The sequence below is a fragment of the Streptomyces sp. NPDC004732 genome (genome assembly GCF_040609235.1).
Lineage (GTDB): Bacteria > Actinomycetota > Actinomycetes > Streptomycetales > Streptomycetaceae > Streptomyces.
Genome location: NZ_JBEXJR010000006.1, coordinates 378,762 through 403,553 on the forward strand (window position 1 = coordinate 378,762; position 24,792 = coordinate 403,553).

The 24,792-nt window shown below is 70.5% G+C and carries 26 protein-coding genes; 21 read left to right on the forward strand and 5 right to left on the reverse strand.

The genetic code is table 11. The annotated features are described in order from the left end of the window. Positions 1-57: 57 nt before the first annotated feature. From argC to ABZV77_RS20415, 6 genes are all read left to right on the forward strand, one after another. Positions 58-1,098, forward strand: coding sequence for an N-acetyl-gamma-glutamyl-phosphate reductase (gene argC, locus ABZV77_RS20390; RefSeq protein ID WP_356258497.1), 1,041 nt, complete (start codon positions 58-60; stop codon positions 1,096-1,098). Beyond that, positions 1,095-2,246, forward strand: coding sequence for a bifunctional glutamate N-acetyltransferase/amino-acid acetyltransferase ArgJ (argJ, locus tag ABZV77_RS20395; RefSeq protein ID WP_356258500.1), 1,152 nt, complete (start codon positions 1,095-1,097; stop codon positions 2,244-2,246). The genes argC and argJ overlap by 4 nt, the downstream gene beginning before the upstream one ends. Beyond that, positions 2,243-3,151: an acetylglutamate kinase gene (gene argB, locus ABZV77_RS20400; protein ID WP_356258503.1), complete on the forward strand. Its 909-nt coding sequence runs from the start codon at positions 2,243-2,245 to the stop codon at positions 3,149-3,151. The genes argJ and argB overlap by 4 nt, the downstream gene beginning before the upstream one ends. Continuing rightward, entirely contained in the window at positions 3,148-4,353 is a 1,206-nt protein-coding gene (locus ABZV77_RS20405; RefSeq protein ID WP_356258506.1) for an acetylornithine transaminase, read from the forward strand. The genes argB and ABZV77_RS20405 overlap by 4 nt, the downstream gene beginning before the upstream one ends. 7 nt (positions 4,354-4,360) lie before the next feature. Further along, positions 4,361-4,906: an arginine repressor gene (locus ABZV77_RS20410; protein WP_055566065.1), complete on the forward strand. Its 546-nt coding sequence runs from the start codon at positions 4,361-4,363 to the stop codon at positions 4,904-4,906. Between the two features lie 63 nt (positions 4,907-4,969). After that, a complete protein-coding gene (locus ABZV77_RS20415) occupies positions 4,970-5,572 on the forward strand; it encodes a hypothetical protein (protein WP_356258509.1) in 603 nt (200 codons plus the stop codon). A gap of 17 nt (positions 5,573-5,589) precedes the next feature. On the opposite strand, the gene ABZV77_RS20420 is transcribed toward ABZV77_RS20415, so the two are convergent. Further along, a complete protein-coding gene (locus ABZV77_RS20420; RefSeq protein WP_356258512.1) occupies positions 5,590-6,612 on the reverse strand; it encodes a bile acid:sodium symporter family protein in 1,023 nt (340 codons plus the stop codon). Positions 6,613-6,669: 57 nt separating this feature from the next. Continuing rightward, a complete protein-coding gene (locus ABZV77_RS20425; protein ID WP_356258515.1) occupies positions 6,670-7,269 on the reverse strand; it encodes a pyridoxamine 5'-phosphate oxidase family protein in 600 nt (199 codons plus the stop codon). 143 nt (positions 7,270-7,412) lie between these two features. On the opposite strand from ABZV77_RS20425, the gene ABZV77_RS20430 reads away from it, so the two are divergent. From ABZV77_RS20430 to ABZV77_RS20450, 5 genes are all read left to right on the forward strand, one after another. Further along, complete coding sequence (locus ABZV77_RS20430) at positions 7,413-8,609, forward strand: argininosuccinate synthase (RefSeq protein WP_356258517.1); 1,197 nt, start codon at positions 7,413-7,415, stop codon at positions 8,607-8,609. 57 nt (positions 8,610-8,666) lie between these two features. Beyond that, entirely contained in the window at positions 8,667-10,097 is a 1,431-nt protein-coding gene (gene argH, locus ABZV77_RS20435; RefSeq protein ID WP_356258520.1) for an argininosuccinate lyase, read from the forward strand. A gap of 88 nt (positions 10,098-10,185) precedes the next feature. Continuing rightward, complete coding sequence (locus ABZV77_RS20440) at positions 10,186-11,160, forward strand: aldo/keto reductase (RefSeq protein WP_356258523.1); 975 nt, start codon at positions 10,186-10,188, stop codon at positions 11,158-11,160. A gap of 88 nt (positions 11,161-11,248) precedes the next feature. Then, positions 11,249-11,800 (forward strand): helix-turn-helix domain-containing protein, encoded by a 552-nt coding sequence (locus tag ABZV77_RS20445; protein ID WP_356258526.1) that lies wholly within the window; start codon positions 11,249-11,251, stop codon positions 11,798-11,800. Then, complete coding sequence (locus ABZV77_RS20450) at positions 11,797-13,338, forward strand: MFS transporter (RefSeq protein ID WP_356258529.1); 1,542 nt, start codon at positions 11,797-11,799, stop codon at positions 13,336-13,338. The genes ABZV77_RS20445 and ABZV77_RS20450 overlap by 4 nt, the downstream gene beginning before the upstream one ends. A gap of 341 nt (positions 13,339-13,679) precedes the next feature. Here ABZV77_RS20450 and ABZV77_RS20455 read toward each other — a convergent pair whose 3' ends face one another. Beyond that, positions 13,680-14,300, reverse strand: a complete 621-nt coding sequence (locus ABZV77_RS20455) for a lysophospholipid acyltransferase family protein (protein WP_356258532.1) — start codon at positions 14,298-14,300, stop codon at positions 13,680-13,682. 435 nt (positions 14,301-14,735) lie between these two features. On the opposite strand from ABZV77_RS20455, the gene ABZV77_RS20460 reads away from it, so the two are divergent. From ABZV77_RS20460 to ABZV77_RS20470, 3 genes are all read left to right on the forward strand, one after another. Further along, positions 14,736-15,917 carry a glycerophosphodiester phosphodiesterase gene (locus ABZV77_RS20460; RefSeq protein WP_356258535.1) on the forward strand — a complete coding sequence of 394 codons (1,182 nt, stop codon included), beginning with the start codon at positions 14,736-14,738 and terminating at the stop codon, positions 15,915-15,917. A 74-nt stretch (positions 15,918-15,991) separates the two neighbouring features. Continuing rightward, positions 15,992-16,519 carry a sigma-70 family RNA polymerase sigma factor gene (locus ABZV77_RS20465; RefSeq protein WP_356258538.1) on the forward strand — a complete coding sequence of 176 codons (528 nt, stop codon included), beginning with the start codon at positions 15,992-15,994 and terminating at the stop codon, positions 16,517-16,519. Between the two features lie 37 nt (positions 16,520-16,556). Then, on the forward strand, positions 16,557-17,069 hold the full coding sequence (locus ABZV77_RS20470; RefSeq protein ID WP_356258541.1) for a GNAT family N-acetyltransferase: 513 nt from the start codon (positions 16,557-16,559) through the stop codon (positions 17,067-17,069). Between the two features lie 25 nt (positions 17,070-17,094). Here the strand turns inward: ABZV77_RS20470 and ABZV77_RS20475 are convergent, their stop codons facing one another. Together ABZV77_RS20475 and ABZV77_RS20480 are read right to left on the reverse strand one after the other, a co-directional pair. Beyond that, positions 17,095-17,529 (reverse strand): hypothetical protein, encoded by a 435-nt coding sequence (locus ABZV77_RS20475; protein ID WP_356258543.1) that lies wholly within the window; start codon positions 17,527-17,529, stop codon positions 17,095-17,097. A gap of 1 nt (position 17,530) precedes the next feature. Further along, positions 17,531-17,890, reverse strand: a complete 360-nt coding sequence (locus tag ABZV77_RS20480) for a hypothetical protein (protein WP_356258545.1) — start codon at positions 17,888-17,890, stop codon at positions 17,531-17,533. A 92-nt stretch (positions 17,891-17,982) separates the two neighbouring features. Between ABZV77_RS20480 and ABZV77_RS20485 the strand changes: the two genes are divergently transcribed. From ABZV77_RS20485 to cbiE, 7 genes are all read left to right on the forward strand, one after another. Further along, on the forward strand, positions 17,983-18,639 hold the full coding sequence (locus ABZV77_RS20485) for an HAD family hydrolase (RefSeq protein WP_356258548.1): 657 nt from the start codon (positions 17,983-17,985) through the stop codon (positions 18,637-18,639). Positions 18,640-19,065: 426 nt separating this feature from the next. Continuing rightward, on the forward strand, positions 19,066-20,124 hold the full coding sequence (locus ABZV77_RS20490) for an ATP-binding cassette domain-containing protein (protein WP_356258551.1): 1,059 nt from the start codon (positions 19,066-19,068) through the stop codon (positions 20,122-20,124). After that, positions 20,121-20,867, forward strand: a complete 747-nt coding sequence (locus ABZV77_RS20495) for a methionine ABC transporter permease (protein WP_356258553.1) — start codon at positions 20,121-20,123, stop codon at positions 20,865-20,867. The genes ABZV77_RS20490 and ABZV77_RS20495 overlap by 4 nt, the downstream gene beginning before the upstream one ends. A gap of 69 nt (positions 20,868-20,936) precedes the next feature. Further along, positions 20,937-21,776 carry a MetQ/NlpA family ABC transporter substrate-binding protein gene (locus tag ABZV77_RS20500; RefSeq protein ID WP_356258556.1) on the forward strand — a complete coding sequence of 280 codons (840 nt, stop codon included), beginning with the start codon at positions 20,937-20,939 and terminating at the stop codon, positions 21,774-21,776. Positions 21,777-21,778: 2 nt separating this feature from the next. Next, positions 21,779-22,594, forward strand: a complete 816-nt coding sequence (locus tag ABZV77_RS20505) for a MetQ/NlpA family ABC transporter substrate-binding protein (protein ID WP_356258559.1) — start codon at positions 21,779-21,781, stop codon at positions 22,592-22,594. 153 nt (positions 22,595-22,747) lie between these two features. Further along, positions 22,748-23,419, forward strand: coding sequence for a GNAT family N-acetyltransferase (locus tag ABZV77_RS20510; RefSeq protein WP_356258561.1), 672 nt, complete (start codon positions 22,748-22,750; stop codon positions 23,417-23,419). 105 nt (positions 23,420-23,524) lie between these two features. Next, positions 23,525-24,739 carry a precorrin-6y C5,15-methyltransferase (decarboxylating) subunit CbiE gene (cbiE, locus tag ABZV77_RS20515; protein ID WP_356258564.1) on the forward strand — a complete coding sequence of 405 codons (1,215 nt, stop codon included), beginning with the start codon at positions 23,525-23,527 and terminating at the stop codon, positions 24,737-24,739. The last annotated feature ends 53 nt before the right edge of the window (positions 24,740-24,792 follow it).

Here is a 24,792-nt window from a genome sequence, read left to right on the forward strand (position 1 = left end):
GCGATTGCATAAAACTGCGGCGAAACGTATAGTCATGCCATCCAAGAGGAGGGTTCCATGAGGGTACGCGCAGCAGTGGCAGGGGCGAGTGGGTACGCGGGCGGCGAGCTGCTGCGTCTGCTGCTCGGTCACCCCGAGGTCGAGATCGGCGCCCTCACCGGCAATGCGAACGCAGGCCAGCGCCTGGGCGCGCTGCAGCCGCATCTGTTTCCGCTCGCCGACCGGATCCTGGAGCCCACCACGCCGGAGGTCCTCGCGGGGCAGGACCGCCCGCACGACGTCGTCTTCCTCGCCCTGCCCCACGGCCAGTCCGCCGCCGTCGCCGAGCAGCTCGGCCCGGACGTCCTCGTCGTCGACATGGGCGCGGACTTCCGGCTGCAGGACGCGGGGGACTGGGAGAAGTTCTACGGCAGCCCGCACGCCGGTACGTGGCCCTACGGCCTCCCCGAGCTGCCCGGCGCCCGCACCGCCCTCGCGGGGTCCAAGCGCATCGCGGTGCCCGGTTGCTACCCCACCGCGGTCTCCCTCGCCCTCTTCCCGGCGTACGCGGCGGACCTCGTCGAGCCCGAAGCGGTGATCGTCGCGGCGTCCGGCACCTCCGGCGCGGGCAAGGCGGCCAAGCCGCACCTCCTCGGCTCCGAGGTCATGGGGAACATGTCCCCGTACGGGGTCGGCGGAGCCCACCGCCACACGCCCGAGATGATCCAGAACCTCAGCGCCGCCGCGGGCGCCCCCGTCACCGTCTCCTTCACGCCGACCCTGGCCCCGATGCCCCGCGGCATCCTCGCCACCTGCAGCGCGAAGGCCAAGGCGGGCGTCACGGCCGAGTCCGTGCGGGCCGCGTACGCGAAGGCGTTCGCCGACGAACCGTTCGTGCGGCTGCTCCCCGAGGGACAGTGGCCCGCCACCGCCTCCGTGTACGGCTCGAACGCCGTGCAGATCCAGGTCGCGTACGACGAGACGGCCGGGCGCGTGATCGTCATCAGCGCCATAGACAACCTGACCAAGGGCACCGCGGGCGGCGCCCTGCAGAGCATGAACATCGCCCTCGGCCTCGACGAGGCCACCGGGCTCACTACGATCGGAGTCGCGCCGTGAGTGTGACGGCAGCCAAGGGATTCACGGCGGCGGGCATCGCCGCCGGCATCAAGGAGAACGGCAACCCGGACCTGGCCCTCGTGGTCAACACCGGGCCCCGCCTTGCCGCCGCGGGCGTCTTCACCTCCAACCGCGTCAAGGCCGCCCCCGTCCTCTGGTCGGAACAGGTCCTCAAGGGCGGCCTGGTCTCCGCGGTCGTCCTCAACTCCGGTGGCGCCAACGCCTGTACGGGACCCCAGGGCTTCCAGGACACGCACGCCACCGCCGAGAAGGTGGCGGACGTGCTCTCCGCGAACGCGGGCGAGGTCGCCGTCGCGTCGACGGGACTCATCGGCGTGACCCTCCCCATGGACAAGCTCCTGCCGGGCGTCGACAAGGCCGCCGGTGAACTCTCCGCGCACGGCGGCGAGAAGGCCGCCATCGCCATCAAGACCACCGACAGCGTGCACAAGACGTCCGTGGTCACCAAGGACGGCTGGACCGTCGGCGGCATGGCCAAGGGCGCGGGCATGCTCGCCCCCGGCCTCGCCACGATGCTCGTCGTGCTGACCACGGACGCCGACCTTGAGGCCGACGTCCTGGACCGGGCGCTGCGGGACGCCACCCGGCTCACCTTCGACCGCGTCGACTCCGACGGCTGCATGTCGACCAACGACACCGTGCTGCTGCTGGCCTCCGGAGCCGCCGAAGTCGCCCCGGAGTACGCCGAGTTCGCCGAGGCCGTCCGCGAGGTCTGCGCCGACCTGGGACGGCAGCTCATCGGCGACGCCGAGGGCGCGAGCAAGGACATCAAGGTCGACGTGGTCAACGCCGCGAGCGAGGCCGACGCCGTCGAGGTGGGCCGCTCCATCGCCCGCAACAACCTCCTCAAGTGCGCCCTGCACGGCGAGGACCCCAACTGGGGCCGGGTGCTCTCCGCCATCGGCACGACCTCCGCCGCCTTCGACCCGAACCTCCTGAACGTCGCCATCAACGGCGTCTGGGTCTGCAAGAACGGTTCCGTGGGCGAGGACCGCGAGCTCGTCGACATGCGCTACCGGGAGATCGTCATCACCGCAGACCTGGCGGCCGGTGCCGAGACCGCGACGATCTGGACCAACGACCTCACCGCCGACTACGTCCACGAGAACAGCGCGTACAGCTCATGAGCACTCCCACCGCGCGCAAGCACACCGCGCTCCCCAAGGCCCAGACCCTCATCGAGGCGCTGCCCTGGCTGACCAGGCACCGCGGCAAGACCGTCGTCATCAAGTTCGGCGGCAACGCCATGGTCGACGAGGAGCTGAAGGCCGCGTTCGCCCAGGACGTCGTCTTCCTGCACCACGCGGGCCTCAAGCCCGTCGTCGTGCACGGCGGCGGACCGCAGATCAGCAAGGCCCTCGACCGGCACGGCATCGTCAGCGAGTTCAAGGCGGGCCTGCGCGTCACCACCGAGGACGCCATGGACGTCGTACGCATGGTGCTCGCCGGACAGGTGCAGCGCGAGCTCGTCGGCCTGCTCAACCAGCACGGCCCGCTCGCCGTCGGCCTCACCGGCGAGGACGCGCACACCATCACCGCCACCAAGCACCAGCCCCGCATCGAGGGCGAGCTGGTCGACATCGGCAGGGTCGGCGAGATCACCGAGATCGACACCGGCGCCATCGAGGCGCTGCTCGCCGACGGCCGCATCCCGGTCGTCTCCTCGATCGCCCGCTCCCAGGACGATCACCATGTCTACAACGTCAATGCTGATACGGCGGCTGCGGCACTCGCTGCGGCGCTGGATGCCGAAACCCTGATGGTCCTCACCGACGTCGAGGGGCTCTACGAGGACTGGCCGAACAGCGACGAGGTCATCAGCCGCCTCACCGCCACCGAGCTGGAGAAGCTCCTGCCCGAGCTGGCCAGCGGCATGGTCCCGAAGATGGAGGGCTGTCTGCACGCCGTGCGCAACGGCGTCGAGACGGCCCGCGTGATCGATGGACGCGTCCAGCACTCGATCCTGCTGGAGATCTTCACCGACGAAGGAATCGGCACGATGGTCGTGCCCGACGGACAGGGGGAGTCATGAGCAACCAGGAGCTGACCGCGCGCTGGCGGGACGCACTCATGGACAACTACGGCACGCCGAGGCTGCCCCTGGTGCGCGGCGCGGGCACCAAGCTGTGGGACGCCGACGGCAAGGAGTACCTCGACTTCGTCGGCGGCATCGCGGTCAACGCGCTCGGCCACGCCCACCCCGCGATCGTCGAGGCCGTGAGCACCCAGATCAGCGCCCTCGGCCACGTCTCCAACCTCTTCGTCGCCGAGCCGCCCGTCGCGCTCGCCGAGAAGCTGCTGCAACTCTTCGGCCGCGAGGGCCGGGTGTACTTCTGCAACTCCGGCGCCGAGGCCAACGAGGGCGCGTTCAAGCTCGGGCGGCTGACCGGCCGTACGCACATGGTCGCCACCGAGGGCGGCTTCCACGGGCGGACCATGGGCGCGCTCGCCCTCACCGGCCAGCCCGGCAAGCAGGAGCCGTTCCTGCCGCTGCCCGGCGACGTCACACACGTCCCCTACGGCGACGTGGCGGCCCTGCGCGCGGCCGTCACCACCGAGACCGCCCTCGTCATCATCGAGCCGACCCAGGGCGAGAACGGTGTCGTCGTGCCGCCCGCGGGCTACCTCAAGGCGGCCCGGGAGATCACCGCGGCCACCGGGACGCTCCTCGTCCTGGACGAGGTGCAGACCGGAATCGGCCGCACCGGACACTGGTTCGAGTATCTGGCGCAGGACGGCGTACAGCCCGACATCGTCACGCTCGCGAAGGGTCTCGGCGGCGGGCTCCCGCTCGGCGCGACCGTCGCGTTCGGCGCCGCGGCCGACCTCTTCAAGCCCGGTCACCACGGCACGACGTTCGGCGGGAACCCCGTCGCGTGCGCCGCGGGCCGCGCCGTGATCGACACCATCGAGGCCGAGGGGCTCCTCGACAACACCAAGCGGGCGGGCGAGAAGCTCCGCGACGGAATCGAGTCACTGGGACACCCGCTCGTACGGCATGTAAGGGGCTCGGGGCTCCTGCTGGGTATCGTGCTCACCGAGCCGCTCGCGCCGCGGGCGCAGCAGGTGGCCCAGGACGCCGGCTTCCTCGTGAACGCGCCCGCCCCCGATGTCGTACGGCTGATGCCACCGCTGAACGTGCGCGACGACGAGGTGGACGCATTCCTCGGGGCCCTGCCCGGCATCCTGAACAAGGCTCTTGAAGCCGACGGGGACGAACGATCCGGAGAATGAGACGACGATGAGCCAGGCGCAAGGCAACGAGCACGCCGACCACGCGGGTCCCGCCGTGCCACAGACCCGCACCGCACGTCACCGCCGGATCGTGGACATCCTCAACCGGCAGCCGGTGCGCTCCCAGAGCCAGCTGGCGAAGCTGCTCGCCGACGACGGCCTGACGGTCACTCAGGCGACGCTCTCCCGGGACCTGGACGAGCTGAACGCGGTGAAGATCCGCAACGCAGAGGGCGACCTCATCTACGCGGTCCCGAGCGAGGGCGGTTTCCGCACCCCGCGCGCACCGCTGGGCGAGTCGGCCAAGGAGGAGCGGATGCGGCGCCTCTCCGCGGAACTCCTGATCTCCGCGGAGGCCTCGGCAAACCTCGTGGTCCTGCGCACGCCCCCGGGCGCGGCCCAGTTCCTGGCCTCCGCGATCGACCAGGCCGAACTGCACGACATCCTCGGCACGATCGCGGGCGACGACACGCTGATGCTGATCAGCAGGGAGCCGACGGGGGGTCAGGCACTGGCGGACCACTTGCTGCGCCTGGCCTCCAACGAACACTAGGGTCACGGAACACGGGGGTCACGGCCTTCCGCCGCGTACGTCCCGCGCCCTACGGTTCACCGCATGAGTGGAAGACGCAAGCGTTCCTTACGCTTCCTCACCGTCGCCTGCGGGGCCGCGCTGCTGTCGGTCACTTCGTGCGGGACCGACGGCGGCACACCCGCCACACGCGCCGGTGAGGCGAAGCCCTCCGCGTCCGGCGGCAACGGGGGCCGCTTCGAGGTGAAGTGTTACGCGGACTTCACCTTCGTCGAGGGCACCCCGCCCGCCGGTCAGCCGACGAGCTGCCCCGAGCGGCCCACGTCGCGCCCGACGCCCACCGTCACCATGACGCCCCGTTTCGAACGGTCGAGAGGCTGGGGAGGGCCGACCTGCACGCCGCGGGACAGCCGGGGCGTGACCCGGCACGGGTCCCTGGTGAAGTGCTTTCCGCACGGTGACGAGCGCGAGTGGGTCTGGCCACCGGGACCGGCCGAGGACGAGCCCTGTGCCGACGAGGGCGAGTGGGTCATCCGCACGCCTTTGCACAGCATGGTCTGCCGTGACGGAGTCTGGGTGCGCAAGCCGTTGAGTAACCCCGACCCCGACCCCGCTCCTTCTGATACGTCGAAGCTCAGGTTGCACCCGCCTGCCGGAAGGTGGCACGCGGGCGTTTCCGGTTCCTGACGGGCTGGGCGCCAGGCTCAGGGCCGCTCGGTGGACCGCTGCTCGCCCCGCCGCGCCCGGTAAGACATCCAAGCCGCCACCAACGCCCCCGAAACGTTGTGCCACACGGAGAACACGGCCGCGGGCAGGGCCGCAAGCGGGCTGAAGTGGGCCGTGGCCAGTGAGGCTGCCAGGCCCGAGTTCTGCATGCCCACCTCGAAGGCCATCGCGCGGGAGGCCGGTGGGCCGAGCCGGGCCAGCTTGCCCGCGCCGTAGCCCAGCGCGAGGCCGAGGCCGTTGTGCAGGAACACCGCGAGGAACACCAGCGCCGCGGCCGACTTGATCGCCTCCGCGCTGCCCGCGACGACGATCGCCACGATGGCGGCGATGGTCAGGGCCGACAGCCACGGCAGCGCGCCGAGCACCCGGTCGACGTACCGGCCGAAGAGCAGGCGCACGAGCAGTCCCGCGATGACCGGGAGCAGGACGGTCTTGAAGATGTCCGTGACCATCGAGCCCGCGTCGACCGGCAGGTACTCGCCCGCGAGCAGCAGCGTCAGCGGCGGTGTGATCAGCGGCGCGAGGACGGTCGAGACGGTGGCGACCGACACGGAAAGGGCCACGTCGCCGCGTGCCAGGAAGGTCACGACGTTGGACGCGGTGCCGCTCGGCGCGCAGCCCACCAGGATCACACCGGCCGCCAACTGAGGTGACAGACCGAGCGCGTGGGCGATCAGCCAGCCGAGGCCCGGCATGATCACGTAGTGGGCGACCAGGCCGAGCGCGACGGCCCAGGGCCGCTTGACCACGCCCTGGAAGTCGAGCGGGGTCATGGTCAGGCCCATGCAGAACATCACCACGCCCAGCAGGTACGGGACGTTCGTTCCCCAGCCCTCGAAGGTGTCGGGGGTGGCGAGCCCGAGCGCGCCCGCGGCCAGTACGAGGACGGGGAAGACGGTGACGGCGCGGCGGGCCGCCTTGTCGGCAGCCCCCGTCCCGCCGGTGGGGGGCTTGGGGTCTGCGGTCGTCCGCGCTTCGGCGCTCGTCTGTTCGGGTTGCACGGCGCGATGCAACGCCCCGGCCCTGTGCGCGTGCAACCCCGTCTCGATATGTGGTCGCTACACGGAGGGCTGGGCCGGAGTGGGCGGGAGAGGCAGCGGGAGGCCGGGGAGGCCGTCGATGCTCTGCGCGATGTGGTCCTTCTTCGTGAAGTATGCGCTGAGCGACGCGTCGTCCTCGCGCGCGAAGCGCTTGCCGTGCAGGTCGCGGTCTTCGTCGTACGTCATGAAGGGCACCGCGTATCCGCAGGTGTCGCGGATGAGGTCGGCCGTCACGACGATGACGGCGCGCAGGCCGTGCGGTGTCGGGTCGATGCCGGGGAAATGGCCGAGCAGCTCGGTGAAGCGGGGGTCGTCGCGGAAGACGGGCTCACCGCGGCCGTGCACCCGCACGATGTTCGGCGGCCCCTCGAAGGCGCACCACATGAGAGTGATGCGGCCGTTCTCCCTCAGGTGGGCGACGGTCTCGGCGTTGCTGCCCGCGAAGTCCAGGTAGGCGACGCGCTGTTCGTCGAGGATCGCGAAGGAGCCCTTGAGGCCCTTGGGGGAGAGGTTGATCGTGCCGTCGTCGGAGAGGGGCGCGGTCGCCGTGAAGAACATCGGCTGCGCCTCGATGAAGGTGCGGAGCCTGCCGTCTATGCGTTCATGCGTCTTTCCCATGGCTGGGGATTATCGGCCAGGGATCCTTTGGCTGTCTAACGACTTCAGGGGGCCTCTCGGCGGGCACCACATTGACGAAACATACGGAGCACTGCATACTCATGCATAGCAGCAAATGAACACACGCATCCAGGGAGGGCCCCGTGACCGAGCGCGTCGTACTCGCCTACTCGGGCGGTCTGGACACCTCCGTCGCCATCGGCTGGATCGCCGAGGAGACGGGCGCCGAAGTCATCGCCGTCGCGGTCGACGTCGGCCAGGGCGGCGAAGACCTCGACGTCATCCGCAAGCGCGCGCTCGCCTGCGGTGCCGTGGAGGCCGAGGTCGCCGACGCCAAGGACGAGTTCGCCGAGGAGTACTGCCTCCCGGCGATCAAGGCCAACGCCCTCTACATGGACCGTTATCCGCTGGTCTCCGCCCTCTCGCGGCCCGCGATCGTCAAGCACCTGGTGGCCGCCGCCGAGAAGCACGGCGCCTCCACGGTCGCCCACGGCTGCACCGGCAAGGGCAACGACCAGGTGCGGTTCGAGGCCGGGATCGTCGCCCTCGCCCCGGAACTCAAGTGCATCGCCCCGGTCCGGGACTACGCGATGACCAGGGACAAGGCCATCGCCTTCGGCGAGGAGAAGCAGCTCCCGATCGCCACCAGCAAGAAGTCCCCGTACTCCATCGACCAGAACGTCTTCGGACGCGCCGTCGAGACGGGCTTCCTGGAGGACATCTGGAACGCGCCGATCGAGGACATCTACGAGTACACCTCGAACCCCGCCGAGCCGCGCGAGGCCGACGAGGTCGTCATCTCCTTCGAGGCAGGCGTCCCGGTCGCCCTCGACGGCAGGCCCGTCACCGTCCTCCAGGCGATCAAGCAGCTCAACGAGCGCGCGGGCGCCCAGGGAATCGGCCGGATCGACATGGTCGAGGACCGCCTCGTGGGCATCAAGTCCCGTGAGGTGTACGAGGCTCCGGGCGCCCTCGCCCTCATCACCGCCCACCAGGAGCTGGAGAACGTCACGGTCGAGCGCGAACTGGCCCGCTACAAGCGCCAGGTCGAGCAGCGCTGGGGCGAGCTGGTCTACGACGGCCTGTGGTTCTCCCCGCTCAAGCGCGCCCTGGACGGCTTCGTCAACGAGGCGAACCAGTACGTCACCGGCGACATCCGGATGACCCTGCACGGCGGCCGCGCCGTCGTCACGGGCCGCAGGTCCAGCGAATCCCTCTACGATTTCCACCTCGCCACCTACGACTCGGGCGACACGTTCGACCAGTCCAAGGCGCAGGGCTTCATCGAGATCTTCGGTCTTTCCGCGAAGATCGCCGCACGGCGCGGTACGCGGGCCTGACCCGACGCGACCCCGCGCCACCCGCATGTCCAGCAACAGCCTTGAGGAGCACGTGCAGTGAGCAGCAACAACGGCGGTGACGTCCGGCTCTGGGGCGGACGGTTCGCCGACGGACCCGCAGAGGCCCTGGCGAAGCTGTCGGCATCGGTCCACTTCGACTGGCGCCTCGCGCCGTACGACATCGCCGGTTCCCGGGCCCACGCACGCGTGCTCCACACGGCGGGCCTGCTCACCGCGGACGAGCTGACCGGCATGCTGGCCGGGCTCGACCGGCTCGCGGCCGACGTGGCCGAAGGATCCTTCGTCGGCACCATCGCCGACGAGGACGTCCACACGGCCCTGGAGCGGGGCCTGCTGGAGCGGGTCGGCCCGGATCTGGGCGGCAAGCTGCGGGCCGGGCGGTCCCGCAACGACCAGGTGGCGACGCTCTTCCGGATGTACCTGCGCGACCACGCACGGATCATCGGCGGCCTGCTCGCCGAGTTCCAGGACGCGCTCGTGGGCCTCGCCGAGGCGCACCCCGACGTCGCCATGCCGGGGCGCACCCACCTCCAGCACGCCCAGCCCGTCCTCTTCGCGCACCACGTCCTCGCGCACGTCCAGTCGCTGTCCCGGGACGCGGAGCGGCTGCGCCAGTGGGACACCCGGACGGCCGTGTCGCCGTACGGCTCCGGCGCGCTGGCCGGTTCCTCGCTCGGCCTCGACCCGCAGGCGGTCGCCGCGGAGCTCGGCTTCGAGCACGGCTCTTCGGCCAACTCCATCGACGGGACGGCCTCCCGCGACTTCGTCGCGGAGTTCGCCTTCATCACCGCGATGATCGGCGTGAACCTCTCCCGGATCGCCGAGGAGATCATCATCTGGAACACGAAGGAGTTCTCCTTCGTCACCCTCCACGACGCCTTCTCGACCGGCTCGTCGATCATGCCGCAGAAGAAGAACCCGGACATCGCCGAGCTGGCGCGGGGCAAGTCCGGCCGCCTCATCGGCAATCTGACGGGCCTCATGGCCACCCTCAAGGCCCTCCCGCTCGCGTACAACCGCGACCTCCAGGAGGACAAGGAGCCCGTCTTCGACTCCTGCGACCAGCTGGAGATCCTGCTCCCCGCCTTCACCGGCATGATGGCGACGCTCACCGTCCACCGCGAGCGCATGGCGGAGCTGGCCCCGGCCGGTTTCTCGCTCGCCACCGACATCGCCGAGTGGCTGGTCAAGCAGGGCGTGCCGTTCCGTGTCGCGCACGAGGTCGCGGGCGAGTGCGTGAAGGTCGCCGAGGCCGAGGGCAAGGAGCTCGACGACCTCACCGACGACCAGTTCGCCAAGATCTCCGAGCACCTCACCCCCGAGGTGCGCACCGTCCTGAACGTGCCGGGCGCGCTCGCCTCCCGCAAGGGCCGCGGCGGCACCGCCCCCTCGGCCGTCGCCGAGCAGCTCGCCGACGTCAAGGCGGACCTGTCGGTCCAGCAGGAATGGGCCGTCGCCCGCAAGTGACACGCCCAGAGGTGTCCGGCCGCCTCGGGTGACAAAAGGGCATCGCGGGTTACGTTGACGGGGAACCCCCTACAACGAGGAGCCCGCGATGCCCTTCGCCAGGCTGGCCGCAGCCACGACCCCGACCGCGCACATAGGGCTCGGTCTCGCCGCCGTCGGCAGGCCCGGTTACATCACGCTCGGCCGCGACACCGACCTGCCACCGTCCCGCAGCGTCGAGGCCCTGCGCGAACGCACCCTCGAACTCCTCGACGCCGCCTACGCGTCGGGGGTCCGCTACATCGACGTGGCCAGGTCGTACGGCCGCTCCGAGGAATTCCTCGCCGACTGGCTGAACGCCAGGCCCGACATCAGTGATGTCGTCATCGGCAGCAAGTGGGGCTACACCTACACGGCGGCCTGGCGCACCGACGCCGAGGGCCCGCACGAGGTCAAGGACCACAGCCCGGCTGCGTACGCCCGCCAGCGCGCCGAGACCGCCGAACTCCTCGGCGACCGCCTCGACCTCTACCAGGTGCACTCCGTGACGCCCGAGAGCCCGGCGCTCACCGACAAGGACCTGCACGCCCGCCTCGCCGAGCTCGCGGCCGAGGGCGTCACCGTCGGCCTCTCCGTCAGCGGCCCCGAGCAGGCCGCCGCGATCCGGGCCGCCCTCGCCGTGACCGTCGACGGTGAGCCGCTCTTCCGCACCGTCCAGGCGACGTACAACATCCTGGAGACCTCGGCCGGGCCCGCACTCGCCGAGGCGCACGACGCGGGGCTCACCGTGCTCGTCAAGGAAGGCCTGGCCAACGGCCGCCTCGCCGATCCTTACGCGCCCACCGCGCTGCGCGAGGTCGCCGAGGAGACGGGCCTGGGCTGCGACGCGGTGGCGCTCGCCGTCCTGCTGGCCGAGCCGTGGGCGGGCGTGGTCCTGTCCGGCGCGGCCACCTCGGTCCAGTTGGTCTCCAACCTGCACGCCGCCGCCGTCGACCTGGACGCCGGGCAGGTGGAGCGGCTCGTGGGGCTCGTGCAGGACCCCGCGGCGTACTGGGAGGGCCGCGCGCGGCTGCCCTGGAACTGACGACCGCTGAACGGCCGACGGCCGCCAGACGGGGCACGTCCATAAAACGCGTGAGACAAAGATGTCTCACGCGGCTTATGGTTGTCTCATGTCAGTCGATCGAGACCAGGTCCTGCGCAGCGCCGCGGCCCTGCTCACCCGCAAAGCCACCTCCACGATGGACGAGGTCGCCCGTGCCGCGGGCATCAGCAGGGCGACCCTCCACCGCCACTTCGCGGGCCGCGACGCGCTCGTGCGCGCCCTCGAAGAGCTCGGCCTCCAGGAGTGCGAAGGCGCCCTCCTCAGGGCCCGGCTCGACGAGGGCAGCGTGAGCGACGCGCTGCGGCGCCTGGTGAAGGAGATCGAACCCGCCGCGGGCCTGCTCGCCTTCCTGTACACCGAGAACCAGCTCTTCGAGGGCGACGCGCAGAACGGCGGCTGGTCCCGCATCGACGACCGGCTCGCCGCCCTCTTCCGGCGCGGCCAGGAGAACGGCGAGTTCCGCATCGACCTGACCCCCGCCTGGCTCACCGAGGCGTTCTACGGCCTCATCGGCTCCGGCGCCTGGGCCGTCCAGGACGGCCGGGTGGCCGCCAACGACTTCTCGTACATGATCGCCGAGCTGCTGATCGGCGGCGCGCAGCGGAGAGTGGAATCATGACCAGCATCCACAAGGAGGCCGCGGCGCCCGAGGTGGAGCGCAGCCCCGGCCGCTGGCTCGCGCTCGCCGTGCTCGCCCTGGCCGTGCTCCTGGTCGCCGTCGACGCGACCGTGCTCGGCCTGGCCACGCCGTACATCAGCGAGGACCTCAAGCCGTCCGGCACCCAGCTGCTGTGGATCGGCGACGTCTACTCGTTCGTCATCGCGGGCCTGCTCGTCTCCATGGGCAGCCTCGGCGACCGCATCGGCCGCAAGAAGCTGCTGCTCACCGGAGCCGTCGCCTTCGGCGCGGTGTCGGTCCTCAACTCCTACGCCACCAGCCCCGAGCTGATGATCCTGGCCCGCGCCCTGCTCGGTGTCGCGGGCGCGACGCTGATGCCGTCGACGCTGGCCCTGATCCGCAACATCTTCCACGACCCGCGCGAGCGCAGCCTCGCGGTCGGCATCTGGGGCGCCATGGCGTCCGCGGGCGCCGCCGTCGGGCCCGTCGTCGGCGGCTTCCTGCTCGAACACTTCTGGTGGGGCTCGGTCTTCCTGATCAACCTGCCGGTGATGGCCGTGCTCGTACTGGTCGGCATCAAGTTCCTGCCCGAGTCCAAGAACCCGGCGCCCGGTCCCTGGGACCTGATCAGCGTCGTGCTCTCCCTCATCGGCATGATCGCCGTCGTGTACGCCATCAAGGAGGCGGCCGCGCACGGACTGCGCTGGGACGTCGCCGCGTCCGCGGTCGTGGGTGTCTCCGCGCTCGTCTGGTTCGTACGCCGCCAGCTCACCCTCCCCGCACCCCTCCTGGACATGCGGCTCTTCCGCAACCGCGGGTTCTCCGGGGCGGTCCTCGCCGACCTGCTGACCGTCCTCGGCCTCTCCGGCCTGGTCTTCTTCCTCTCCCAGTTCCTGCAGCTCGTGCAGGGCAGACGGCCGTTCGAGGCGGGCCTCGCCGAACTGCCCGCCGCGGTGGGCGCGGTGGGCGCGGGGCTGATCGCGGGCATGGTGGCGCGGCGGTTCTCGGTACGGATCGTCGTGGCGGGCGGCCTGGCGGCGGTGGGACTCTCACTCGCCGTGCTCACGGCGCTCGACCAGAGCACCGGCTATCCGCTCCTCGGCGCCTCGCTCCTGGTCGTCGGTATCGGCGCGGGCTTCTCGTTCACCGTGACCGCCGACGTCATCCTTTCCAGTGTCCCCAAGGAACAGGCGGGCGCGGCCTCCGCGGTCTCCGAGACGGCGTACGAACTGGGGGCGGCCCTCGGCATCGCCTTGCTCGGCTCCATCGTCACCGGCGTCTACCGCGACTTCACGGCCCCACCCGGCACCCCCGCCGAGGTGGCGTCGGCCGCGCACGAATCACTGGGCGGCGCGGTGGAGTCCACGGCGACCCTCCCGTCCGCCCAGGCGGACGTACTCCTCTCGGCAGCCCAATCGGCCTTCGTCGACGGCCTCCGCCTGGCGGCGGGCGTAGGCGCGGCAGTCCTCCTGGCCACGGCAGCGGCGGCGTGGTTCCTCTTGAAGCACCAGAAACTGGAGGACGGCGTAGAGCACTGAGGTCAGCCCCCGCCGTCGTGCGTCCGCGGCCCCGCTGTGGCCGCTCGCGCAGTTCCCCGCGCCCCTGACGGGGCACGACGGGGCGTCAGGAGACGGGTGACCTGAGCGGTCCGCCCCAGGGGCGCGGGGAACTGCGCGACAAGCCACATGCGGCCCGCACCCGAGGAGCCGGGCCGCGGTGGCATTCAGGGGCGCGGGGAACTGCGCGACAAGCCCCCACCACCCGCAGCCGAAGGACCGGCAACCCTGCGCGCCGAGCGCGGAAACGGGAACGCCCGCCCCGGCGCCGGGGAAGACCCCAGCCCCGGTGCGGGCGCACCGTAAGAACCGTTACCGAGCGGCTACGCCGCCTTCGCCTTCGTGGCGTACATGTCCACGTACTCCTGCCCGGACAGCAGCATGACCTCCGTCATCACGGAGTCCGTCACCGCCCGCAGCACATAGCGGTCGCGGCCCATCCCGTCGTACCGCGAGAACTCCATCGCCTCGCCGAAGCGGACCGTCACCTTGCCGGGCCGCGGCAGGCCCTTGCCGCCGGGCTGGAGCTTGTCCGTGCCGATCATCGCGAAGGGGACGACGGGCGCACCCGTCATGAGGGTGAGCCGGGCGATGCCCGTACGACCCCGGTACAGCCGCCCGTCGGGAGACCTCGTGCCCTCGGGGTAGATGCCGAAGACCTTGCCGTCGTCCAGAATGCGCCGACCGGTCATCAGCGCCGCGACACCGCCGCGCCCGCCGTCACGGTCCACGGGGATCATGCCGACGCCCGTGAAGAACCACGCCATGAGGCGGCCCTTGAGGCCCTTGCCGGTGACGTACTCGTCCTTGCCGATGAAGTACACCGGACGGTTGGCCACCAGCGGCATGATCATCGAGTCGATGAACGTCAGATGGTTTCCGGCCAGAATGACGGGCCCGGTACCCGGAATGTTCTCGGCGCCTTCTACCCGTGGGCGGAACATCAGGCGCAAGATCGGTCCGAGCACTGCCTTGATGAGCGCTAGACGGGACAACAGGCCCTCCGGTGTCAACGGGTCGACGACGAGTAAATGCAGGTGAGGACGATACTCGCGGGCCACTGCCGTTTGCACATCGGGTTCATGGACTCGATACGCAGTGTTGACCTGATTCTGTGCGGTGTTGCCCAAGGTTGTCGCCTGTGTGACGACCGTATCCCCGTGGGGATGCTGTGGCCCGAAGTAGTGGTCCTTGTCACGCGCACACTTCGCTCTGCGTGGCGGCCGCCGAATGGAGGCCGCCCTTCCCATGGTGCGCCCACTCGCCACGCCGCGTCATCCCGCCGTTCCTTCAGGGGTCTCCCACACGTCACTCCCGGCCACCTACGATCGGTCCCGCTTTGTCAGGTGCAAAGCAGTGGGACATCGGGAGGAGCGCCAATGGCGACGCAGGAATCGGGTCAGCAGCGGCCGGGGACGAGCCCGGGGCGCCGAGCGCTACTGGGGGCGGCGATCCTCGGTGCGGGCACCGCCGCGGTCGGACTGCCCGGCGTGGCAAGAGCCGACGAGCGGCACGGCGGCGGGCACGGCGGGCATGGCGGATACAAGTCCCTGCCGGTGCCGACGGTCGTCGCGCACCGGGGCACCAGCGGCTATCGGCCGGAACACACCCTGGGCTCGTACCAGCTCGCCCTCGACATGGGCGCGCACGTCATCGAGCAGGACGTGGTGCCCACCAAGGACGGCCATCTCGTATGCCGTCACGAGAACGACATCACCGCGACGACGGACGTCTCGGCACACCCCGAGTTCGCGTCCCGCAAGACCACCAAGTCCGTGGACGGAGCCTCGCTCACCGGCTGGTTCACCGAGGACTTCACGCTCGCCGAGCTGAAGACGCTGCGCGCCAAGGAGCGCATCCCCGGCACCCGCCAGCGCAACACCCTCTACGACGGCCGCTGGGACGTCCCCACCCTCGAAGAGGTCCTCCGCTGGGCGGAGAAGGAGGGCCGCAAGCGCGGCAAGCCGGTCTGGCTGCACATCGAGACCAAGCACCCCACGTACTTCCGCAAGCTGGGCCTCGGCCTGGAGGAGCCCCTCGCGAAGCTCCTGCGCCGCTTCGGCCGCCACAAGAAGAACTCGCCGAACTTCCTGCAGTCCTTCGAGCCCAGCAGCATCCAGCGGCTGGCCAAGCTGGTCTCCGGGCCCCGCGTCGTGCTCCTGTCCACCGCGAACTCCCGCCCCTGGGACTTCGTCGAGGCGGGCGACCCGCGCACCGTCGCCGACCTCATCAAGCCCGAGGGCCTGGAGTGGATGGCGGGCTTCGCACAGGGCATCGGCCCGACCCTCGACCTGGTCATCCCACGGAAGGCCGACGGCAGCCTCGGCACCCCGACCACGCTGGTCAAGGACGCGCACGCGGCGGGCCTGATCCTGCACCCGTACACGATGCGCAACGAGAACACCTTCCTGCCCGCGAACTTCAGGAAGGGCACCGACCCGAACGCCTACGGCGACGCCTTCGGCGCCTTCAAGGCGTACTTCGAGACGGGCATCGACGGGATCTTCTCCGACAACTGCGACACCGCCCTGCTCGCGGCCGCGGACTTCGTCAACCGGTGAGGTCACGGCCCCGTTTGGGGTGAGAGGCGGCCGCTCCGGAAACCTCGTACCGGAGCGGCCGCGTCCCGCCGGGCATGACGAACGACCTCATCCCCGCGCTCATCCCCACCCTGCGCCCGCTGCTCGCCGCCGAGGCGTCCGCGGAGGCGCTCGGCTCCGGCACGGACCCCGGCGACCTCGAGCAGGCCGTCTGGCTGCGCCTCCTTGAGCGCCTGAAGTCCGAGGGGCCGCCCGCCGACCCCGCGCTGTGGCTGCGCGGCGCCGTGCAGTCCGAGGCGCGCCGCACCCGGCGCACCAGCCGCCGGGAAGCGGCGTACGCGACCGAGCCCGCCGACGACACCGAGCGCGGGCCCGAGGAGCGCGCCCTGTCCGCGGACCGGGACCGGACCCTGCACGCCGCGGTGCGCAGGCTGCCCGGGCGCTGCCCCGGCCTCATGGCCGCACTGCTGTCTCCCAAGGACCTCACCTACCGCGAAATCGCAGGGGAGTTGGGAATGTCACAGGGGAGTCTGGGACCGGAACGTTCCCGATGCCTGGGATGCCTGCGCAGAATGCTGGCGGCGGAGGTTGCGGCTCCTGCACCGTGGGGAATGGAGCGTTAGACAACCGGTGGAGCAGGTGAGCGGGAGGCATGCACACATGGGCATGAGCGTGACCATCTCGGTGGCGGCGGCAGAAGACCAGGACGCCGCGGAGCAGATCCTCAAACTGCAGTACCTCTGCTACCAGAGCGAGGCCGAGATCTACGGCGACTACTCGATCGAACCCCTGACCCAGTCCCTGGAGTCCCTCAGGGGCGAGCTGGCCGCGGGCACCGTTCTGGTGGCCCGGCTCGGTGACGAGGTGGTGGCATCCGTGCGCGGCACGGTGGACGCCGACGGCACGGCGCGGATCGGCAAGCTCATCGTCCACCCCAGGATGCAGCGGCACGGCCTCGGCGGCCGCCTGCTCGACGCGATCGAGCTGCGGCTCGGCGCCGCGGGCACGGCCAAGTGCTTCCAGCTCTTCACGGGGCACCGCAGCGAGCAGAACCTGCAGCTCTACAGGAAGCACGGGTACGCGGCGGTGAGCAGCCAGCGCGTGGACGACCGCCTCACGGTGGTGACGCTCGCCAAGGACGTGGCCGCGGGGACGTACGTGACCAGCGCCTAGCCGACCGTCAGGGGCGCGGAACCGCTCAGCCCGCGGACGCCTTCCGCGCCCTGTTCAGCCAGAAGATCGCCGTCACGGGCAGGATCACCGGGATGAAGAGATAGCCCATCCCGAAGTCGGACCACACCGTGGCGTCCGGGAAGGCGGACGGCTCCACCAGCGTCCAGGTCCCGACGCCGAGCACGCCCACCAGCTCGGCGGCGCAGCACACCAGCGCCGCCGTGCGGGCGGTGGTCCCGCCACGCACCAGTGAGTACGTGATGAAGCCGTAGACGAGCCCCGCGACCGCCGACAGCGAGTACGCGAGCGGGGCCTTGTCGAAGTCCGTGGAGATCTGCACGGCCGAGCGGGACACGGCGCCGACCACCATCACGCCGTACAGCCACACCAGCAGGATGCCCGGACCGGTGATCAGCTTCTGGCGGGTGTCACGGGGCTCGCTCTCTTCGCCCACCGTCACCTCAGCCTCCCCAGATGTCGTAGAGCCGCACTTCGAGCACGGCGAGGACCACGCCGCCCGCGGCGACCGTCAGGGAGCCCCAGCGGCTGCGCTCGGCGAGGGACATGAAGCCCGCCGCGGGCACACAGGCGAAAGCGCCGATCAGATACGCCACGAAGATCGTCGTGCCCTGGTCCGCGTGCTCGCCGCGGGCGAGCTGCACGATTCCGGCGATCAGCTGGACGGCGGCCAGGAGGGTCACGATGCCCATCCCGATGAAGTGCCAGTCCTTGGTCGGCTGGTCGCGGTAGGCGGCGAAACCGCACCATGCGGCGAGGGCGAGCGCGGCCACGGAGGTCGCGATCGTCAGGGCAACAAGCATGTCCGTGACTTTATTACGGGGCCTTCGGCCCGTTGCGCGCGGCCCTCGGCCCGTTGCACGTCCCACGGGGGTGCCCCGTACGCTCGATGACTATGAAGATCCATGCTGACGCGCTCCTGTTCGACAACGACGGCACCCTCATCTCCTCCATGGAGTCGGTGTATCGCTGCTGGTCGCGGTGGGCGCAGGAGTACGGGATCACCGCCGAGGAATTCGCCGCGGTCGAGCTGCACGGGCGCCCCGCCGCCGAGATCGCCGCCGATCTGCTGCCGCCGGAGAAGATCGCCGAGGCCGTCGCCCGCATCGAGGAGCTGGAGGTCTCCGACGTCGCGGGCGGCGTCGTCCTGCTGCCCGGCACCCGCGAGCTCCTGGAGTCGCTGCCCGCCGACCGCTGGGCCGTGGTGACCTCCGCGACCCGCGCCCTGGGCGAGGCCCGGCTCGCCGAGGTGGGTCTGCGCCCCGGCCTCGTCATCGCCGCCGACGACATCACGCGCGGCAAGCCCGACCCGGAGCCCTTCCTCCTCGCCGCCGACAAGCTCGGCGTCGACCCCGCCCGCTGCGTCGTCTTCGAGGACGCGCCCGCGGGCCTGCAGGCGGGCCGGGCCGCGGGCATGAAGACCGTGGCGTTGACCACAACCCACCAGGCGTCGGAGCTCTCCGACGGCCTCGCCGACGTAGTCGTGAAGGACCTCTCCGCCGTGTCCGCGCAGGCCACGACGGGCGGCGTGGAGATCGAGATCGCCGGCTGAACCGTCCGTCCCCGGCGTTCGCAGCCGTCCCACCGCTGTCCGGTATACGGACAGCGGTGGTGGACAGCGACCTCACGCGTGTTTTACTTGGGCCCATGACCACGACGAGCAGCCGCACCCTTGCGACCGAGGCGATCACGACGCCCGGTGCTCGTTGTATGTGTCGAATGTGCGCCTTCTGAGGGCCCCCGCACCACTGAAGAGCCTCGCGCCCCGAAGCGAAGCCGCTGTGCCGCGCTCCTGATCGACGGAACCGTTTGACCCGGTCCCGACGGAGTCGACAAGTCGACGTAGGAAGCGAGCCCGCCCCGCGCACACGTCCTCCGGTTCCACCGCACCACCACCGCGAGAACCGTGCCGCGTTCCGAACGAATGCCCCGTGCCCGGCCACCCCGCGCCGCGCACTCGACAGTGACGGAAACCCCTGTGATCACCACTTCCGGCCTCACCAAGGTCTACCGCTCACGCGGTCGTGAAGTAACCGCCCTCGACGGAGTCGACCTGCACGTCCGCGAAGGCGAGGTGTACGGCGTCATCGGCCAGTCCGGCGCCGGCAAGTCCTCCCTGATCCGCTGCGTCAACCTCCTGGAGCGCCCCACCTCCGGCACCGTGACCGTCGCCGGTCAGGACCTCACCGCCCTGGCGGGCCGCGGCGCCCGCGCGGGCAAGGAACTGCGCCGGGCCCGCAACCGCATCGGCATGGTCTTCCAGCACTTCAACCTGCTCTCCTCGCGGACCGTGCAGGACAACGTCGAGCTGCCGCTGGAGATCCTCGGCCTCTCCGGCCAGGAGCGCTCCCGCAAGGCCCTCGAACTCCTCGACCTGGTGGGCCTCGCCGACAAGGCCAAGTCCTATCCGGCCCAGCTCTCCGGCGGCCAGAAGCAGCGCGTCGGCATCGCCCGCGCTCTGGCGGGCGACCCGAAGGTGCTGCTCTCCGACGAGGCGACCAGCGCCCTCGACCCCGAGACCACCCGCTCCATCCTCCAGCTCCTGCGCGACCTCAACCAGCAGCTCGGCCTGACCGTCCTGCTCATCACGCACGAGATGGACGTCGTCAAGAGCGTCTGCGACTCCGCCGCCCTCATGGAGCGCGGACAGATCATCGAGTCCGGCACCGTCAGCGAGCTGCTCGCGACGCCCGGCTCCGAGCTCGCCGCCGCGCTCTTCCCGGTCAGCGGCGACGCCACCGGCGCCGACCGCACCGTCGTCGACGTGACCTTCCACGGGGAGGCCGCGACCCAGCCGGTCATCTCCCAGCTGTCGCGCACGTACAACATCGACATCTCGATCCTCGGCGCCGCGATGGACACCGTCGCGGGCAAGCAGGTCGGCCGCATGCGCATCGAGCTGCCCGGACGCTTCGAGGAGAACGTCGTCCCGATCGGCTTCCTGCGGGAGCAGGGACTCCAGGTGGAGATCGCGGGCGAAGACCCCGCGCCCACGCCGAAGGACGCGACGCTGCTGGTCAAGGAAGGTGCCAAGTGACCTGGTCGGAGATGCAGCCCCTGCTGGAGCAGGCCTGTTGGGACACCCTCTACATGGTGGGCTGGTCGACGCTGATAGCCGTCGTCGCCGGACTGCCGCTCGGCGTCCTGCTCGTCCTCACCGAGCGCGGCGGGCTGCTGCAGAACGCCTTCCTCAACAAGGTGATCGGGCAGATCGTGAACATCGCGCGCTCGATGCCCTTCATCATCCTCATGGTCGCCCTGATGGGCTTCACGCGCTGGATCACCGGCACCACGATCGGCCGTGAGGCCGCCCTCGTGCCGCTGGCCGTCGGCGCCATCCCGTTCTTCGCACGCCTGGTGGAGACCTCGATCCGCGAGGTCGACGGCGGGCTCGTCGAGGCCGTGCAGTCGATGGGCGGCTCCACCTGGACCGTCGTGCGCAAGGTCCTCGTCCCCGAGTCGCTCCCCTCGCTGATCTCGGGCGCCACCACCACGATCGTCGCGCTCATCGGCTACTCCGCCATGGCGGGCACGGTCGGCGGCGGCGGCCTGGGCGACCTCGCCCTGCGCTACGGCTACCAGCGCTTCGAGACCGAGCTGATGTGGATCACCGTGGCGATCCTCGCCGTGGTCATCTCGATCATCCAGTTCGCGGGCGACTTCGCGGCCCGCCGACTGCACAAGCGCGGCGGCGGCTCTGGGCCGCTGCTGCTGTTCCGGCCGCTGCGGGGCGTACTGCCCGGCACCGCCGCCGCCGAATCGGTCACCAAGACCGGCTGACGCAACGGTCACCAGGACTTCCCCGCGCACCCCGCGGGGCTGCACCACCCATGGAGAAAGGCACTTTTCGTGCGTAACACCGCCAAGATCACCACCGCTGTCCTCGCCGTCGGAGCCCTCACCCTCGGGCTCTCGGCCTGTGGCTCCGACAAGGGCTCCGCCGCCGACAAGGACGGCAAGCTCATCGTCGCCGCGACGCCGATGCCGCAGGGCGAGATCCTGGACTACGTCCAGAAGAACCTCGCCAAGAAGGCCGGTCTCGACCTCGAGGTGAAGGAATTCACCGACTACGTCACGCCGAACACGGCCGTGGAGCAGGGCGAGGTCTTCGCCAACTACTTCCAGCACAAGCCGTACCTGGACGACTTCAACAAGAAGCGCGGCACCGACATCGTGCCCGTCCCGGGAGCCACGGTTCACCTGGAGCCGCTCGGCGTGTACTCCAAGAAGGTCAAGAAGCTCGGTGAGCTGAAGAACGGCGCCACCGTCGCCATTCCGAACGACACCACCAACGAGGCCCGCGCGCTCAAGCTCCTCGCGGACAACGGCATCATCGAGCTCAAGAAGGGCGTGGGCTACGAGGCCACCCCCAAGGACATCGCCAAGAACCCCAAGAACATCTCGTTCAAGGAGCTCGAAGCCCCCACGGTGCCCCGCACCCTGAGCGATGTCGACGCCGCGGTGATCAACGGCAACTACGCCCTGGAGGCCAAGCCCGCGCTCAGCCCCGCCAAGGACGCCATCGTCGCCGAGCCCGCCAAGGGCAACCCCTACGGCAACTTCCTCGCCGTGAAGAAGGGCGACGAGAACGACCCGCGCGTGAAGAAGCTCGCCAAGCTCCTCACCTCGCCCGAGGTCAAGAAGTTCATCGACGAGAAGTACGACGGCGCCGTCGTCGCGGCGTTCTGACCGTGCGTACGTCCGCCATCGCCGCCGCGGCGGGGACCCTGACCCTGGCTCTGGGCCTCACCGCGTGCGGCGGGGACGCCAGGAGCGACGACAAGCTCGTGGTCGGGGCCACGCCGACCCCGGCCGGTGAAGTCCTCACGTACATCCAGCAGAACCTCGCGAAGAAGGCGGGTCTCGACCTCCAGATCACGGAGTTCACGGACTACGTCACGCCGAACACCGCGCTCCAGGAGGGCTCCCTCGACGCCAACCTGTACCAGCACACCCCGTACCTCGAAGACTTCAACGAGTCGAAGAAGACGGACCTGGTACCGGTCACCGAGGTGTACCTGCCGCCGATGGGCGTGTACGCGAAGAAGATCGAGGACGTCGCGAAGCTCCCCGAAGGGGCCACCGTCGGCGTTCCGAACGACACGACCAACGAGGGACGGGCGCTCCAACTGCTCGCCTCCCAGGGCCTCATCGGGCTCAAGAAGGGCGTCGGAGGAACCGCGACGCCCGAGGACATCACGTCCAACCCGAAGAAGCTCACCGTCAAGCCGCTCGAACCGGCCCAGCTGCCGCGCTCGCTCGACGACCTCGACGCGGCGGTCATCAACAACAACTACGCGCTCGACGCCGACCTGAGCCCCAAGAAGGACGCCATCCTTCTGGAGTCCTCGAAGGGCAATCCCTACAACAACGTCCTCGCCGTGAAGAAGGGCGACAAGGACGACCCGCAGGTCCAGAAGCTGGCCAAACTGCTGCGGTCGCCCGAGGTGAAGAAGTTCATCGAGGACAAGTACAAGGGGTCCGTCCTGCCCGTCGAGACGGGCTGACCGGCCTCCCGCGCGCGTGACACCAACGGGGTCCTCTCCGCCATCCGGAGAGGACCCCGTGGTGCGTCTGTGCCCGTGCATGCTGCATGCTGGGCACTTCAGAAGACCGAAAGGTGAAGGTCCTTCAGGTCTATGAAGGGTATGGAGCGGCGCATGACTACAGCCTCCTCGGGCAAAGCGGGCACATCGGGGTTCCCCGACATCTCCATCAGCACGGAGCGGTTGATGCTGCGCCCTCTCGAAGAGGCGGACGTCCCCGCGTACGCGGAGATGATGAACGACGAGCTCGTCACGGCCTGGACCGCCGTGCCCCAGCCCTACACCGAGGCCGACGCGCGCGACTGGATCGCCCGCCTCGCCCCCGCCGAGCGCTCCGAGGGCCGCGGCATCGTCCTCGCCGTCACCGAGTTCCTCACCCAGCGTCTTGTCGGCATCATCCAACTCCGGGGCACCGACTGGCGGGTGCGCTCCACCGAGCTGAACTACGTCGTCGCCCCCTGGGCCCGCGGCGAGGGGTACGCCTCCGAGGCGGCGCTCGCCACCGCCCAATGGCTCTTCCACGACCAGCAGTTCGAACGCATAGAGCTGCGCACCGCCGCCGACAACACCGCGGCCCAGCAGGTCGCGCAGAAGATCGGCTGCATCAGCGAGGGCGTCCTGCGTGGCGCCTGGATAGCGCGCGCGAGGAACGGCGGCGATCCGTTCGGCGGCTGGCTCGAGCAGCGCACCGACCTCATCGTGTGGAGCCTGCTCCCCGAAGATCTCGAGGGCGTCTCCGAGAGCCTCGCCGACAGCGGATTCTCCGCCTACTCCGACTGGAACTGAGTACCGGTCCCAGCAGGTACGCTCGCTCCGGGCCGCGTGCCCACCGCGCCCCAGCGGATGCCGCCCCGCACTGACGACCCGCGAGAACCCAGGAGACAGACGACGATGGCCGACCGGGTCACGGTGATCGGCTGGGACGGCACGCCGCTGACCGCCGCGGCACGCTCCGCGCTCAGCGCCGCGACGCTGGTGGCGGGCGCGGGCCACCACTTGGCGCTGGACGAGCTCCCGGCCCGCGCCGAAAGGATCCGCCTCGGCAGCGTGGGCCTCGCCGCCCGCCGCATCGCCGCCCACCGCGGCACCGCCGTCGTGCTCGCCGACGGCGACCCGGGCTTCTTTGGTGTCGTACGCACCCTGCGCGCCCCGGAATTCGGCCTTGAGGTCGAAGTGGTGCCCGCCGTCTCCTCCGTCGCCCAGGCCTTCGCCCGCGCGGGCATGCCGTGGGACGACGCCGAGGTCGTGGTCGCCCACCGCCGCACCCTGCGCCGCGCCGTGAACGTCTGCCGCGCCCACAACAAGGTCGCCGTCCTCACCTCGCCCGGCGCGGGACCCGCGGAACTCGGCCTGCTGCTCCAGGGCGTCCACCGCACCTTCGTGATCTGCGAGGAGCTCGGCACCGAACGCGAGCAGGTCTCCGTCGTCACCTCCGACAAGGCCGCCGACCACGCCTGGCGCGACCCGAACGTCGTGATCGTCATCGGCGGCGCCGCCGCGGCCGCCGACACCGGCTGGATCATGGGGCGCGAACCGGGCGCGGGCCCGCGCGGCTGGGCGCTGCCCGCCGCGGAGTACGGCGGCGACATCTGGCTCGGCGAGGGGGAGAGCGACCGGCTGCGCGCCGCGCAACTCGCACGCCTCGGCCCGCGCGCGGGAGACCTCGTCTGGGACATCGGCTGCGGCAGCGGCGCCTTCACCGCGGAGGCGGCGCGCTTCGGCGCCGCGGTGATCGCCGTCGACAGCGACCCCGACGCCCTCGGCCGCACGACGGCCGCCGTCCGCCGCTTCGGCGTCCAGGCGCAGACCGTGCACGGCATCGCCCCGCACATCCTCGAAGACCTGCCCGAACCCGATGTCGTACGGGTCGGGGGCGGGGGAGCCGCGGTGGTCTCCGCGGTCGCCGACCGCCGCCCGGAACGCATCGTGACCCACGCCGCGACACGCGACGCCGCCGAACTCATCGGCAGGGATCTGAGCGAGCACGGATACGCCGTCGAATGCGCCCTCCTGCAATCCGTGGAGCTCGACACACGGGCTTGGCGGGAGGAGAAGCGGACCGTGGTGTTCCTGCTCTCGGGGCGGCTGCCCGACCGTTCCCCGTGACCCTGCCGGCGCGCGGTGCGGGGTAGGCTGGCCGATCGTTGTACTGCACCCGG